10 protein-coding genes and 2 riboswitches are annotated in these 15,019 nt (G+C 50.7%); of the genes, 5 read left to right on the top strand and 5 right to left on the bottom strand.

Going from position 1 to position 15,019, the window contains the following annotated elements:
• Positions 1-35 precede the first annotated feature (35 nt).
• Positions 36-1,859 (bottom strand): ABC transporter transmembrane domain-containing protein, encoded by a 1,824-nt coding sequence (locus tag ACO0LI_RS21895; RefSeq protein WP_423035233.1) that lies wholly within the window; start codon positions 1,857-1,859, stop codon positions 36-38.
• 201 nt (positions 1,860-2,060) lie between these two features.
• On the opposite strand from ACO0LI_RS21895, the gene ACO0LI_RS21890 reads away from it, so the two are divergent.
• Both ACO0LI_RS21890 and ACO0LI_RS21885 read left to right on the top strand, forming a co-directional pair.
• Positions 2,061-4,466 (top strand): penicillin acylase family protein, encoded by a 2,406-nt coding sequence (locus ACO0LI_RS21890; protein ID WP_423035231.1) that lies wholly within the window; start codon positions 2,061-2,063, stop codon positions 4,464-4,466.
• 63 nt (positions 4,467-4,529) lie between these two features.
• Positions 4,530-4,868: a hypothetical protein gene (locus ACO0LI_RS21885; RefSeq protein ID WP_423035229.1), complete on the top strand. Its 339-nt coding sequence runs from the start codon at positions 4,530-4,532 to the stop codon at positions 4,866-4,868.
• Positions 4,869-4,885: 17 nt separating this feature from the next.
• Here the strand turns inward: ACO0LI_RS21885 and ACO0LI_RS21880 are convergent, their stop codons facing one another.
• Positions 4,886-6,256: a pectate lyase family protein gene (locus tag ACO0LI_RS21880; protein WP_423035227.1), complete on the bottom strand. Its 1,371-nt coding sequence runs from the start codon at positions 6,254-6,256 to the stop codon at positions 4,886-4,888.
• A 448-nt stretch (positions 6,257-6,704) separates the two neighbouring features.
• Positions 6,705-6,793: riboswitch (glycine riboswitch) on the top strand.
• Between the two features lie 10 nt (positions 6,794-6,803).
• Positions 6,804-6,942: riboswitch (glycine riboswitch) on the top strand.
• 72 nt (positions 6,943-7,014) lie between these two features.
• Between ACO0LI_RS21880 and gcvT the strand changes: the two genes are divergently transcribed.
• The 3 genes from gcvT (at position 7,015) to gcvP (ending at position 11,624) form a co-directional block, all read left to right on the top strand.
• Positions 7,015-8,145: a glycine cleavage system aminomethyltransferase GcvT gene (gcvT, locus tag ACO0LI_RS21875; RefSeq protein ID WP_423035225.1), complete on the top strand. Its 1,131-nt coding sequence runs from the start codon at positions 7,015-7,017 to the stop codon at positions 8,143-8,145.
• Between the two features lie 93 nt (positions 8,146-8,238).
• Positions 8,239-8,616: a glycine cleavage system protein GcvH gene (gcvH, locus tag ACO0LI_RS21870; protein WP_211324161.1), complete on the top strand. Its 378-nt coding sequence runs from the start codon at positions 8,239-8,241 to the stop codon at positions 8,614-8,616.
• A gap of 119 nt (positions 8,617-8,735) precedes the next feature.
• The gene (gene gcvP / locus ACO0LI_RS21865) at positions 8,736-11,624 is read left to right on the top strand and encodes an aminomethyl-transferring glycine dehydrogenase (RefSeq protein ID WP_423035223.1); all 2,889 of its coding nucleotides are present in this window, start codon (positions 8,736-8,738) and stop codon (positions 11,622-11,624) included.
• A gap of 68 nt (positions 11,625-11,692) precedes the next feature.
• Here the strand turns inward: gcvP and ACO0LI_RS21860 are convergent, their stop codons facing one another.
• From ACO0LI_RS21860 to ACO0LI_RS21850, 3 genes are all read right to left on the bottom strand, one after another.
• Complete coding sequence (locus tag ACO0LI_RS21860; RefSeq protein ID WP_423035221.1) at positions 11,693-11,938, bottom strand: Imm32 family immunity protein; 246 nt, start codon at positions 11,936-11,938, stop codon at positions 11,693-11,695.
• A 62-nt stretch (positions 11,939-12,000) separates the two neighbouring features.
• Positions 12,001-14,124: an EAL domain-containing protein gene (locus tag ACO0LI_RS21855; RefSeq protein ID WP_423035219.1), complete on the bottom strand. Its 2,124-nt coding sequence runs from the start codon at positions 14,122-14,124 to the stop codon at positions 12,001-12,003.
• A 305-nt stretch (positions 14,125-14,429) separates the two neighbouring features.
• Positions 14,430-14,882 (bottom strand): cache domain-containing protein, encoded by a 453-nt coding sequence (locus ACO0LI_RS21850; RefSeq protein WP_423035217.1) that lies wholly within the window; start codon positions 14,880-14,882, stop codon positions 14,430-14,432.
• Between the last annotated feature and the right edge of the window lie 137 nt (positions 14,883-15,019).

Here is a 15,019-nt window from a genome sequence, read left to right as displayed (position 1 = left end):
CTGTTGCAAAGCCATGCAACAGCCTGCCTGGGGTTTTAGTCTTCGTTTCTGTGTAGATCAAATTGCAATGCCGCCAGTTTTGCATAAACCCCACCTTGCTCTACCAGCGAAGAATGGGTGCCGGTTTCCACAATGCGGCCATGTTCCATGACGATAATACGGTTGGCACGCTGCACTGTTGCCAGCCTGTGCGCAATGATTAGGGTAGTGCGGCCTTGCATCGCCACTTCCAGTGCACCTTGTACCAGGCGTTCTGATTCAGCATCGAGTGCGCTGGTGGCTTCATCCAGCAATAGCAATGGCGGGTTTTTCAGCAGGGCGCGGGCAATGGCTATCCTTTGTTTTTGTCCACCAGAAAGGCGCACACCACGCTCGCCAAGGAAGGATTGATAGCCTTCAGGCAGTCTTTCTATAAACTCATGCGCGGCTGCCATTTTCGCTGCCGCTATCACTTCTGCATCACTGGCATCGGCGCGGCCATAGCGTATGTTTTCCATGGCATTGGCTGAGAAAATGACGGTATCTTGCGGTACCACGCCTATTGCACCACGCAGTTCATGCAAATTCAGTTCGCGTATATTGATGCCGTCGAGAGTGATCCTGCCTTGCTGCGGATCATAAAAACGCAACAGCATCTGGAATAGCGTCGTCTTGCCTGCACCTGAAGAACCAACGATGGCGACAGTTTCGCCAGGTTGTATATCCAGGTTCAGATTCAACAACGCTGCAGATTTCGGGCGTGAAGGGTAATGAAATTCCAGGCCCTGCAATGACAGTGCCGCGCCTCTGGGGTCATGCTCGGCACGGGTAGGCAAGCTCAGTGCTTTTACTGGATTTTGTATCGGCGATTTGACTTCGATCAATTCCAGCAGGCGCTCGGTTGCACCTGCTGCACGCTGGGCATCACCCATGACTTCCGACAAGGCGCCAACAGCACCCGCCACGATCGACGCATACAAAATAAACTGACCCAGTTCACCGCCACTCATACGGCCTTGCATGACTGCATGCGCACCCAGCCACAATACAAACACGATAGCTCCAAAGATCAACAGGATGGCCATGACAGTCAGTAGCGAGCGGGCACGTATGCGGCGCATGGCAGTGCTGAACGCGCCTTCCACCGTACCAGAGAAACGTTTCGCTTCTATGTGCTCATGGGTGAATGCCTGTACAGTCGGCATGGCATTCAAGATTTCACCAGCGATTGCCGATGCATCAGCAATCCTGTCTTGCGAATCGCGCGACAACGTACGTACACGACGTCCAAACAGGATGATGGGCAAGACCACCACCGCCAGCATGACAATGATGATGGATGACAGTTTAGGGCTGGTGATAAACAACATCACCAGGCCGCCCAGGAAAAGCAGAAAGTTACGCAAAGCCATGGAGATGCTGGTCCCTACGACGGTTTGTATCAGCGTGGTATCGGTAGTCAGGCGCGACAGCACTTCACCGGTTTGCGTAGTTTCAAAAAACTCCGGGCTTTGTGTCACCACATGCGAATACACCGCATTGCGTATGTCTGCCGTCACTCGTTCACCCAACCACGACACCATGTAAAACCTGGCTGCCGTCGCGATGCCCAGCACACAGGCTACGCCAAACAAGGCAATGAAGGTCAGATCTACATGTTTGATATTGCGGTCGCCAGCACCAAAACCCAGGTCTATCATCTGGCGAAAAGCATAAGGTATTGCCAATGTGGCACCGGCAGCGACAAGCAAGGCAATACCTGCCAAGACAAATTGCATCTTGTATGGTGTGAGAAAGGGCAGCAAGCCTTTAAGCGTCTGGAAACTGCTACGCTGGGAAATATCAGCAGTGGAGGTGGGTGTTGGTGGGGAAGTGGTCATGCGCAGTCCAGAATAGTGGGCAAGCGTGGGCTAAGCAAATAGCAAAACGTATAGATGATGATAGGTGAGCCAAAATCAATAGTCTATGAGGCTCTTTTTCTGATGATAAATTATTGATAATATTAATGGCAGCCCGCTCTCAGCGTGATTCTTGCGACTGAGTGTAGAATCTGATCACTATGCCACATGGAAAGCGAACGAATGAAACGCCTGCTGAAATGGAGTCTGCTTGTATTGTTTGGCCTGCTGTTGATCACTATCACCGCAGCCGCTGTCCATCTGTATGGCAAGCGTGTGCAGCGTTCAGGCAATCAGGTGATCACGGGTTTGCAAGCCGAAGTGACGGTGCAATATGACGAGCGCGGTGTGCCGCATATAGAAGCGAAAAACGAAGCAGATTTATATCGTGCCCTGGGTTATGTGCATGCGCAGGACCGACTGTTTCAAATGGAAATGGTGCGCCGCCTGGCCAAAGGGGAGCTCGCTGAAATTCTTGGCCCCAAACTGCTGGATACTGACCGCCTGTTCCGCACCCTGGGTTTGCGCAAGCATGCGGCTGATTATGCGGCCAGACTCGACAAAAATTCCCCCGCAGTCAAAGCCCTGAATGCCTATCTCGATGGTATCAACCAGTATCAGGCTACCCACGCAGTGCCACTGGAATTTGAATTGCTGGGCATACCCAAGCGCCCATTCACTGCAGAAGATACAGTTGCTGTGTCCGGTTACATGGCGTATAGCTTTGCGGCGGCTTTCCGTTCCGAACCAGTATTGACACAGATACGTGACAAGCTGGGCGCAGATTATTTGCGCATTTTTGATTTGGCCTGGCATCCAGAAGGCGTCATCAAACCCTTGCAATTGAGCGCGACGGACTGGGACAGGATGAACCGCATCGCAACGACGGGCCAGCAAGTCATGGAAGAATTTGGCTTGCCACAGTTCGAGGGCAGTAATGCCTGGGTAGTCGCTGGCAAAAATACTGCCAGTGGCAAACCCCTGCTGGCGGGTGATCCGCACATCGCTTACTCGGCACCCGCAGTCTGGTATGAAGCGCATCTCAAAATGCCGGGCTTTGAATTATATGGTCATCACCAGGCGCTCAATCCCTTTGCTTTACTCGGCCATAACCAGAACTTTGGCTGGACGCTGACCATGTTTCAGAATGACGATGTTGATTTTATCGCTGAAAAAATCAACCCGCAAAATCCCAATCAAGTCTGGATCAAAGGGCAATGGGTGGATATGCAAAGCCGTGAAGAAATCATCAAGGTCAAAGGCGCTGCAACAGTTAAACTGCAATTGCGCACGTCTCCTCATGGCCCCATCATCAGCGACGCCTTTCGTCAGGCATGGGGTGACGATATGACTGCCAAACCCATCGCCATGTGGTGGGCATTTTTGGAAACTGAAAATCCTGTACTTGATGCCTTTTATGAATTGAACCGCGCTGGCACCAAAGATATTGCGGCACATGCTGCCAGCAATATTCATGCACCAGGTTTGAATGTGGTGTGGGCAAATGCGCAAGGCGATATCGCCTGGTGGGCAGCGGCGAAACTGGTCAAGCGGCCAGCTGATGTGAATCCGGCTTTCATCCTTGATGGCAGCACTGCAGAAGCTGACAAGCCTGGCTTTACTGATTTTGCCGACAACCCGCATGAAGTAAATCCGGCCCGTGGTTTTATCGTCTCAGCCAACCAGCAACCTTTGCCATTTGCAGATTTTGCCATCCCCGGTTATTACAATCTGAAGGAGCGTGCTCGCAGGCTGGAAGCCTTGCTTTCACAACCAGGCATCAAGTGGGATACCAAAAACAGTCAGGCGCTGCAGCTTGATAACAAGACAGCTTATGCCGCGCAGATTTTCCCATCCATATTGCCGATTTTGCGCAAGCAAGTAAGCGATGCAGATGGCAAGCGGCTGCTGGAACAACTGGAGAAATGGGATGGCAGCTACCAGGCAAATAGCATAGCACCGACTATCTTCAGCCAATTGCTGTATCAGATCATTTATGCGGCTATGGCAGATGAAGTGGGCGAAGTGCAATTCAAAAATCTCTTGCGTACCCGCGCGCTCGATGATGCCTTGCCACGCCTGCTTGCAGACGCGAATTCTCCTTGGTGGGATAATCGTTCAACAGCATCGGTAGAAACTCGCGACGATATCCTGGCACTGGCCTGGCGCGACAGCATTGCACATTTACAAAAAACTTTTGGCGCAGATAGCAAACAATGGACCTGGGCCAAGGCACACACCCTGACTCACAAGCATCCGCTTTCTCAACAAAAGCCGCTGGACAAGATATTCAACATCGGCCCGTTTGAAGTTGCTGGCGGGCGTGAAGTGCCGAATAACCTGGCGGCAGCAATAGGCCCTGCACCATGGGACGTGGTATATGGCCCATCGACACGGCGCCTGATCGATTTTGCCGATGCCTCAAAAGCTTTAGGTATCAACCCGGTAGGGCAGAGCGGGGTGTTGTTTGATGCTCATTACAATGATCAGGCCAAAGGCTTTGCGGCTGGGACTTATGTGCCGCAGTATTTGAGTGAGAAGGATGTTGCTGCTCACGCTACTAGTACGCTGACATTAAGAGCGAAATAATTAAGGAAATCAAAAGTCTCAACAATGCTATTTGAAATGTTTTTTTGACGGTTTTTAAAAATAATGAGTAATCGTACTTTTGCCTGTCTTGACTGTAAGAAGTTGCAGCGTAAGGATCAGAATATCCCGGCCTTTTTTTGCCCGCATTGCGGCAAGGAGAGCATTCGTGTGCACTGGAAACTGCGTGTGCCTTCTCCCAGGAAAATTAAGAAATGGAATTCATTCTGGAGTCGCTATCTTTCAGAACTGAGGCAGTTGAAAGAATTTTATACTGGGCGAGGTGCTGCTAGGCTTTATCTTCCTTTACTCAATCAGGAGCATCGTCGTAATGATTATGCATCTACTGGACGGCATGATTGCCGCCCAGTAGATGCCGACTCAATCAAACTTAATCTGACTTAATCAAGATATAGTCAGATTTATTTACAACTCAGTTTTGCCAGAGAAGTGCCAGCACCCGCGACCGCAGGCAGTTTTTGCTTCAGGCAGGCAGGTGCATCTGGTGTATAGCTATACGGTATGCCAACTGGTAAATGCGATGTCGTTACCCAGTCTGTGGCATCGCGACTGGGCTTGGAATCGCTCGCTACCCAATTGATGCCATAAGTGTTGAAGTCGGCAGGCGTCTTGATATTATTGTTGCGCAATTCCCAATAGCCAAGCACATCACTGTCGCGTGAGGTGACGGGGTTTTGTGAGTTTTCGAAGTAATTGCTTTCGATCAGGGAATAGCCCTGCATGCGCACATTGATGCCCGAGGTTTTGATATCGCTATACAGATTATTATAGATATGGGTATAACCACCGCGCTGCAGGGGCAGGCGTGAGCCTACGTTTTTGTAATAATTGTGATGGAAGGTGATGTAGCGGTCACTTGCATCGCTGTCGCTGGAACCGATCAGGCCTACTTTGTGATGATCATGGATGTAGTTATAAGAGTAGGTGATGTGATGCGCACCTGCCTTGTTATCCACCAGGCCATCAAACTCCAGGTCACCCGCGCCAGGGCATTCGGCAAGTGAGCTGAACAGGGTGTTGTGGTCTATCCAGACATAGCCAGGGAATTTGCCGCTCTGGCCTTCAATGCCTATGGCATCGATAGAACCAGGCAGCAGGCCTATGGTCATATTGCGGATGATCACATTGCTTGCGCCACCCTTAACGGCGATGCCAAAATTAGCTGCCGAGCCATTGCTGCCTTCTATCGTGACATTGCCTTTATTCTTGATTTCGACTATCGCGCCTTTGGCTTTTTTCCATTGAGTGCAGGCGTCAGGAATAGTACGGAAATCAAAAGTACCGTTATAGCGTATCACCAGGCCACCAGTGCCATTGTACGCATCCAGCGTTGCCTGCATTTGTGCCGCAGTAGTGACTGTTACTGCTGTAACTGTGCCACCACCAGTGACCAGCCCGGCAAAGCCGCCGCTGTGTCCGGCTGGCGCGGTTCCTGAGCCCGTGCCTGAACCTGAGCCATCATTTGAGCCACTGCCGCCGCCAGTATCTGGCGTGCCAGCTGGGCCAACGGCACATTTTTCTTTGGTGTCGGCAGTTGCTGCCACGCCAAAGGTGGCAGCTGTACAACTGACATTGCCCGACAGGGATTTGATGACCCATTTATCTTTCAATCCAAATGATACCTGCAGTGCTTTGTCGCCTACTTTGCAGGTGCCGCCTTCATCGGCGCATTTAGAAAAGCCCGAGGGCCAGTCTGCTGCAAAAACATTCCCTTCACTGCCAGATGCCGCAATGATGGCAAAGGCGATCAATTTCAATTTCTTGTTATTCATTTTCCCTCCGGGTTTTTGTTTCGCTGGTTAAAAAAAATCGCTTACCAAAACATCTGCGCAACTGATCTCTTTTGAACCAAGAAATCTGGGTTGGCTTTCAATTTGGTGAAGCGAATATTTGCACTATAGAAATAAAATGCGAGGCTAGAGTAACAAGGGATGCTGATCATTCTCGTGATTGTTTCCTCTCCAAACAATAGTTACAAATTAATACAGAGATGAACGTCAAAACGGATAGTGGTCTGGTTGAATGCGGTTTTGTTTGTCAGACTTTCATAGTAAGTTTCGTGTAAGTTTTACGTAATTTTTATAAGTGGTTTTATGGCTCGCAAACTTGCTATATTTGTCGCCACTTGTCGTTTTAATCATTTTTTAACTATTCCATAGGCTTTTATGTAAATATTTCCACGCTCAACTATCCAAGCCCTTGCAAGCCTTATATAATCGCGCTACTTGATCGGGAGAGCGTGACGAAAGTTACCGCCGAAGGGGCTAATACCCAAAAAACTCTCAGGCACAAAGGACCGATCAACGGGGTATTAAAAGTTGCCCCAACTCTGGAGAGCGGTAGCGGCAGATACGTTTATTTTCATGAATATTCGCCGGACTACCCACCGAAGGTGCGCGCGGGCAGCAAACATACATGGCTCCCGTAATCTCTCAGGTACCAGGACAGAGGGGTATGCGATTTCAGCGCATGCGGCGTTTATTCGTCGGCGTGCGTTTGTTCGTCCCTTCAATCTGGTAACGAGGCACTCATGACGCAAGCAGCGACATCACTCAAGGCAACTCCCCTCAATGCAGCCCATCGTGCGGCTGGTGCAAAAATGGTTGATTTTGGCGGCTGGGACATGCCCGTCAACTATGGTTCCCAAATCGAAGAACATCATGCAGTGCGCACTGATTGCGGCATGTTTGATGTATCCCATATGTGTGTCGTTGATCTGCAGGGCGAGAATGTACGCAGTTTCCTGCGTGGCCTGGTGGCGAATAATGTTGATAAATTGCAGGTCGCGGGCAAGGCCCTGTATTCCTGCATGCTGAAACCTGAGGGCACGATCATCGACGACCTCATCATTTATTTCTTCAGCGAAAACTGGTTCCGCCTGGTCGTCAATGCCGGCACGGCAGAAAAAGACATTGCCTGGATGAATGCCCGCAATGCAGAAACCAACAGCGGCCTGACCATTACCCAGCGCCGTGATGGTGCTAACGCTTTTGCCCTGGTGGCAGTGCAGGGACCTAACGCCCGTGCCAAGGCATGGGAAGTCTTGCCAGAAGCCAAGGCAGCCAGTGCAGAAATCAAACCTTTTAACGCAGTCATCGTCGCTGATACTTCCTTTGGTGAAGTCATGGTGGCACGCACTGGTTATACCGGCGAAGATGGTTTTGAAATTGCCGTGTCTGCTGACCGCGTAACTGATTTCTGGAATGCCCTGGTCGCAGTAGGTGTCAAACCTGCTGGCCTCGGTGCGCGTGACACCCTGCGTCTGGAAGCTGGCATGAATTTGTATGGTCAGGACATGGATGAAACCGTCAACCCGCTCGATGCCGGTCTGGCGTGGACGATTGACCTGGTCAGCGAACGTGATTTCGTTGGCAAGCAAGCGCTGCAAACACTAGGACAGAATGCCCAGTTCCTGGGGCTGATCCTGCGTGAAAAAGGCGGCATCCTGCGCGCCCATCAAAAAGTAGTATGCGCACAAGGCGAAGGCGAAATCACCAGTGGTACTTTCAGCCCGACCATGGAACAGGCAATTGCGCTGGCACGTTTGCCTATGGGCGTGTCTGTAGGCGATACTGTGCATGTTGTTATCCGTGACAAGCAATTGGCAGCATCTGTTGTCAAACTGCCTTTTGTCCGTAATGGCAAAATCCTGGCCGTATAATTTGATCTGCAGTCGGTACGGCGTAACAGTACTGACTACTATTGATTAGCCACTCATTATTATTTAAAACAATTTATTTAACTGGAGCCCATCATGAACGTACCAGCAGACCTGAAATACACGACATCCCACGAATGGGTACGCACAGAAGCAGACGGCACGATCACTGTCGGCATTACTGAATTCGCTCAGGATGCATTGGGCGATATCGTTTTCGTTGATCTGCCTAAAGTTGGCACAGCACTCGAAGCTGGCAAGGATTGCGCAGTGGTTGAATCCGTCAAGGCAGCGGGCGACATCTATGCACCAGTGACTGGCGAAGTTGTGGCCATCAATGAAGAACTGGCCGATGCGCCAGAATCCATCAATGCTGATGCATTTGCTGCATGGCTGTTCAAACTGAAACCAGCCAATATTGCTGATGTTGATGCCTTGATGAATGCTGAAGCTTACGCCAAGAACATCGCTTGATTATGTAGTTGAAAGAGGTGGCCCTGTGGCTGCCTCTTTTAATATGGATTTGCCTGTTGCGGTTTACTCCGCATAGCTACACCTGATATTCCACGTTACTCTTCTGTACCCCATATACCATGACCCGTCCTTCACTGACCCAACTGGAAGCGCATGACGCTTTCATCGCTCGCCATATCGGCCCTTCTGAAGCAGAACAAGCCGCCATGCTGAAAACCCTGGGCTATGCTGACCGCACAGCCCTGATTGATGCCATCGTCCCGGCCAATATCCGCCGTCACGATGTGCTGCCACTGGCGCAATTCACAGAAGCCAAGTCCGAACAGGAAGCACTGGCAACATTGAAGGCACTGGCGTCGAAAAACCGTGTACTGAAGTCTTTGATCGGTCAGGGTTATTACAACACGCATACGCCAGGCGTGATCCTGCGCAATATCTTTGAAAACCCTGCATGGTATACCGCTTATACACCGTACCAGCCAGAGATTTCCCAGGGCCGCCTGGAAGCAATTCTGAACTTCCAGCAAGTCATCACTGACCTGACTGGCATGGACATCGCCAATGCCTCCATGCTCGATGAAGGCACTGCTGCGGCAGAAGCCATGACGCTGATACAGCGCGTAGGCAAATCCAAATCCAATGTGTTTTATGTCGCTGCTGATGTTTTGCCACAAACCCGCGAAATCATCGAAACCCGCGCCAAGCCGCTAGGTATAGAAGTGCGTACCTGCGCTGGTAATGAAGCGCTGGACAATGATTGCTTCGGCGTCTTGTTGCAATACCCAGGCGTTGACGGTTCCATCGTTGATTACCGTGAATACGCGGCCGCCTTGCATGCCAAGGGCGCGATGGTTATTGCTGCAGCCGATTTGCTGGCACTGACACTGATCGCGTCACCAGGCGAGTGGGGCGCTGACGTTGTTGTTGGTAACAGCCAGCGCTTTGGTGTACCGCTGGGTTTTGGTGGCCCGCACGCAGGTTACATGGGCACACGCGATGCATTCAAACGCAGCATGCCTGGCCGTCTGGTTGGTGTGACGGTTGATGCACAAGGCAACAAGGCTTATCGCCTGGCCCTGCAAACACGCGAACAACATATCCGCCGTGAAAAAGCCACATCGAATATCTGTACCGCACAAGTGTTGCTGGCAGTGATTGCCTCCATGTATGCCGTTTATCACGGCCCTGCAGGCCTGCGCCAGATCGCCTTGCGCGTACACCGTCTGACAGGTGTTCTGGCTGGCGGCCTGAAACAACAAGGCCTGGCTATCGCCAATACCACTTACTTTGACACCCTGACAGTCAATGTCGCCAATGCCGCGGCATACCATCAGGCTGCTGAAGCTGCGGGCTATAACCTGCGCCAGATTAGCGCAACACAAGTTGGCGTGTCTCTGGATGAAACAGTCACACGTGCTGATGTTGAAGCGCTGTGGGCGATTTTTGCCAAGGCCAGCGGTATCACAACAGCACCGGATTTTGCAGCGATAGAAGCTGGCGTCAATGATGCTTACCCGGCAGCGCTGACACGTGGCACGACTTACCTGACACACCCAACTTTCAATCGCTATCACGCAGAACATGAAATGCTGCGTTACCTGCGCAGCCTGGCTGACAAGGACCTGGCGCTGGACCGCACCATGATACCCCTGGGTTCATGCACAATGAAACTGAACGCCACCAGCGAAATGATACCCGTGACATGGCCAGAATTCTCCAGCATCCATCCGTTCGCGCCAAATGACCAGACCATCGGTTACCGCGAAATGATCGACCAGCTGGAAGCCATGCTGTGCGCTGCAACTGGCTATGACGCTGTATCCCTGCAACCAAATGCCGGTTCACAAGGTGAATACGCAGGCTTGCTGGTGATCCAGGCTTACCATGCTTCGCGTGGTGAAGCACACCGCAATATCTGCCTGATTCCATCTTCTGCTCACGGCACCAATCCAGCATCTGCCAGCATGGTAGGTATGGACGTGGTCGTGGTGGCCTGCGATGACAAGGGCAACGTTGACCTCGCTGACCTGCAAGCCAAGGCAGAAAAACACAGTGCCAACCTGGCAGCAGCGATGGTGACTTATCCATCCACGCATGGTGTGTTTGAAGAGGGTATACAGCAATTGTGCGAAATCGTGCATAGCCATGGTGGCCAAGTCTATGTCGATGGCGCGAACATGAATGCGCTGGTCGGTGTAGCAGCACCAGGCAAGTTCGGTGGCGATGTCAGCCATTTGAACCTGCACAAGACTTTCTGTATCCCTCACGGTGGTGGCGGCCCAGGCGTAGGCCCGGTTGCAGTTGGTGCGCATCTGGCGAAGTTCTTGCCTAACCAAAAATCGACTGGTTATGTCCGTGGTGAAGATGGTATCTCTGCCGTCAGCGCCGCACCATTTGGCTCTGCCAGCATCTTGCCTATCTCATGGATGTACATCGCCATGATGGGTGCAGAAGGCTTGAAGGCAGCGACAGAAACCGCGATCCTGGCTGCGAACTACATCGCCAAACGCCTGGCCCCGCATTACCCTGTACTGTATAGCGGTCATGATGGTCTGGTTGCGCATGAGTGCATCCTTGATCTGCGTCCATTGACCGATGCCACTGGCATTTCCAATGAAGACGTGGCCAAACGCCTCATCGACTTTGGTTTCCATGCACCAACCATGAGCTTCCCTGTACCTGGCACGCTGATGATAGAACCGACTGAAAGCGAATCCCAGGCCGAACTCGACCGCTTCATCGATGCCATGATCAGCATACGCGAAGAAATCGCCAAGGTAGCCAGTGGTGAATTTGATGCCAAGGACAATCCGCTGAAGCATGCACCACACACAGCAGAAGTGCTGATCGCCAATGAGTGGCCACATGCATACAGCCGTGAAGTGGCAGCTTACCCTGTAGCTTCCCTGCGCAAGAATAAATACTTTGCGCCAGTTGGCCGTGCTGACAATGTCTATGGTGATCGTAATCTGTTCTGTTCTTGCATACCAGTCAGCGATTACGAATAAGTATTACTGTTTGGCTCAAAATGAAAACGGACATGCTTGCATGTCCGTTTTTTTTTCTTTATTGCAGTTCAGTTTTGCGTATTTGACCTGTACACCACGAACTGTGGTGAACCTTCAAAACTCTTGTCTGCATCTGACAGATGTCTGTGCTCCCAATTTGAATTGTCACGTTCCATATCATCAGCGGCAGAATTTATAAACCTTGCTATCTTGCGTAGTTCTTGCACCGAGGCTACCAGCGTGATTTCTGCGAGCTCATCAGGAACTATGTCTTCTGATGCCAGTTCTGTATTTTTATATCCATAAATTTTCAATGCGTGCTCCTGACAATTGCTGATATTTATATAATCAACGATATATCAGAATTATGCACGCTTCAATTCGGCATCAACACGGGAATAGGGGCATGTGCAGTAATCCCCAATCGCAGCATTTTTGCAAATTGCTCAGCCGCCAGTGGCCGGCTAAAAATATAGCCTTGTCCTTCTTCACAATGCTGTGCCTTCAAGAAGGATAATTGCCCCTGTTTCTCTATGCCTTCTGCAATGACTTTCTGTTTCAGGCTATTACCCATGGCGATGACGGCGCTGACGATAATGCCATCGCCATCGGTTTTGCTGGCACCGATTTCACTGACAAATGACTGGTCGATTTTCAAAACATCAATCGGGAATTGATTCAGGTAACTCAGGCTGGAATAGCCAGTACCAAAATCATCAACAGCCAGTTGTATGCCCATGTCCTTCAATTGCTGGAGTATGGCGATGCTGGTTTCTGCATCTCGCATCAATACACTCTCGGTAATTTCCAGTTGCAGGCAATTGGGTGAAAGCCCGGTTTCCTGCAAGATGGCGCGCACAGTTCCAACAAAATCCTGGCGACGAAATTCGACGGCAGAAATATTGACGGCAATTTCAGCGATCGTTAATCCTGCATCCTGCCATTTCTTGGTCTGTATGCAGGCCTCACGCAAGACCCAGCGGCCTAGCGGGATGATGACGCCGCAGTCTTCTGCAATGCCGATAAAACGTATCGGTGGCACCATGCCCCATTGTGGATGTGACCAGCGCAACAAGGCTTCGGCGCCGGTAATTGCACCGCTTTTGAGGTTGATCTTGGGTTGGTAATGCAGAGAAAATTCATTACGTATCATTGCCAGCCGCAAGTTGGCTTCTATGACTTGTCGCTCAACGGCACGCACATTCATTTCTGGCTTGAAGAACTGGAAGTTGTTACGGCCTTTTTCCTTGGCCTGGTACATCGCCGTATCAGCATTTTTAATCAGGGTATCTGCATCTGCACCGTCGGCCGGATAGGAACTGATACCTATGCTGGTGGTGACATACAACTCATGGCCATTGATACTGTGTGGTGTCGCCAGCGACTTCAATAATTTTTCAGCAGTGAAGGCGGCATTTTCGGCAGACTTGTCATCTGTCACGAGTATCACGAATTCATCGCCACCCTGACGGCTGACCGTATCAGAACTACGCACGCAGGCACACAAGCGTTCGGTTACCGATTTCAACAGCAGATCGCCAAGGGCGTGACCGAGGGAGTCGTTGATATGTTTGAAGTTATCCAGGTCCAGGAACAGCACCGCAAGATGAGTCTCTCGTCTTTTAGCGAGGCCTATGGCTTGGGCAATACGGTCATTCAGGAGCGCACGGTTGGGCAGGTTGGTCAGAAAATCATGTTGTGCCAGATGCGCCATTTTTACTGCCATGGCCTGGGTGGCTGTGATGTCACGAAACACCATGACTGCGCCAGACAGCTTGCCATAGGCATCATGAATGGGCGCAGTAGAATCTTCTATGGCTACCTCGCTGCCATCACGTCTGAGTAGTATGGTGCCGGGCGTTAGTGTGGTGGCGGTATCTTGCTGCAATACCTGCATGACAGGATTGGTTTTGACCTGCCGGTTTTCACTTTGTATCAGTGGCATGACGGCGCTGATGGGCTGTCCCTGGGCTTCTTCCCGTTTCCACAAAGTGATGTGTTCTGCGGCGACATTGAGATAATCAATGTTGCCATCCATGTCCGTACCTACGACGGCATCGCCAATAGAGTTAAGTGTGATTTCTGCCCGCGCTTTTTCTAGGTAGGCTGCATCTTCCACAGCTTTGCGCTGAATAATATTGCGCAGTGATTGCGGCACCAGGTAACTGGAAAAATGACCACGTGTCAGGAAACCCTGTGCACCCAGTTCCACTGCTTCTATCGCCAGCGTATGATCAGTGTCGCAGATAGTCAGTATCGGGATTTTGGGTACAATGGCAAATAAATGCTGGAAGCTGGCTATGCCTTTGCTATCGGGCAAAGTGCAGTCGAGCAAGATGATGTCGATAGGCTTGCTCTTGTCTTGTAAATGTTCGACTGCAGCGAACATGCTGTCTGCGAACACGGTTTCGTAATAACCGTCACGGGCTTTGAGAAGCGCCTCCTGCAGCGCCAGGGCATCGGCAATGACAGGGGTAACAACGAGAATTCGCTTGACCATGAATAGCTTCCTTATCAACATTCGCGAAGTGGGGCAAGCAGCGGCAATTGCCAGCCAGGCCGTGCACCATCCGCCATCAACTCTTGCAAGGGCAAAAACTTTCTTTTTGCCATCTAAGCTGAGGCTAACCTGCGGGAGAGCGGTGCGTCTGTACGATACCGTACAAAATGCCAGGGGAGGGGGCGATGGTCATGTATGCCGGGGAGTTGTGGGGCAAGGACAAGAAATACAGCGTGGAGCCATCCTGCTACTTGCCGGCGTGAGCAATAGAGTGTAAGGGTGTAAAGGTGCAAGGATGCGCTGAGTTATTTTCCTTTATAGATACCAGCTTCAAGTATCACGTCATTACTGCGGAAAATATAGGTAGTCTTGTTTTCTATCTGCTTGCTGACCGGATTATTGTAGCGATAATCTACCCAGCCTTTGCCCTTGCTCTTGGCCAGAGCAATAATCTCTTTGCGATAGTATTTGCCATCAGCATCTGGCAAATCCAGCATGTTCTTGCCTATCAATTTGGGATTGATAGGGTGAGCAATGACGATGCCATCAAGACCGCGTACATACAGGTAAATCGAGCCATTGATAAAGTCGGGATTTTTATTATTGATTTCCTGTACCAGTGCATCCTTGCCATTCTTTTGCATATAGGCCAGGCCCTTTTCAACCATGGCGATGGCATCGGCGGGATTGTCGTCGGCCATGACAAATTGCCATTGGGCTGCCAGTAGCAATGCCAGCATTAATTTGAGGATTTTCATGCTTTCTCTCCCTAAAACATTCTATTTTTATCATCAGCTTCTTTAGCAGCAAGATGTCTGATTTAAGACTAGTGGAGATAGGGCATAAAAGCAAAGCCGCTATACATGGAAGCAACAATTCTTAACGAGTATTGTCA

Origin of the sequence: Undibacterium sp. Tian12W, assembly GCF_049339405.1 — a bacterium.
In the GTDB taxonomy this organism is placed as follows: domain Bacteria; phylum Pseudomonadota; class Gammaproteobacteria; order Burkholderiales; family Burkholderiaceae_D; genus Undibacterium.
Note: the sequence above shows the minus strand (reverse complement) of the source record. Positions and strands in the feature narration are given on the sequence as shown.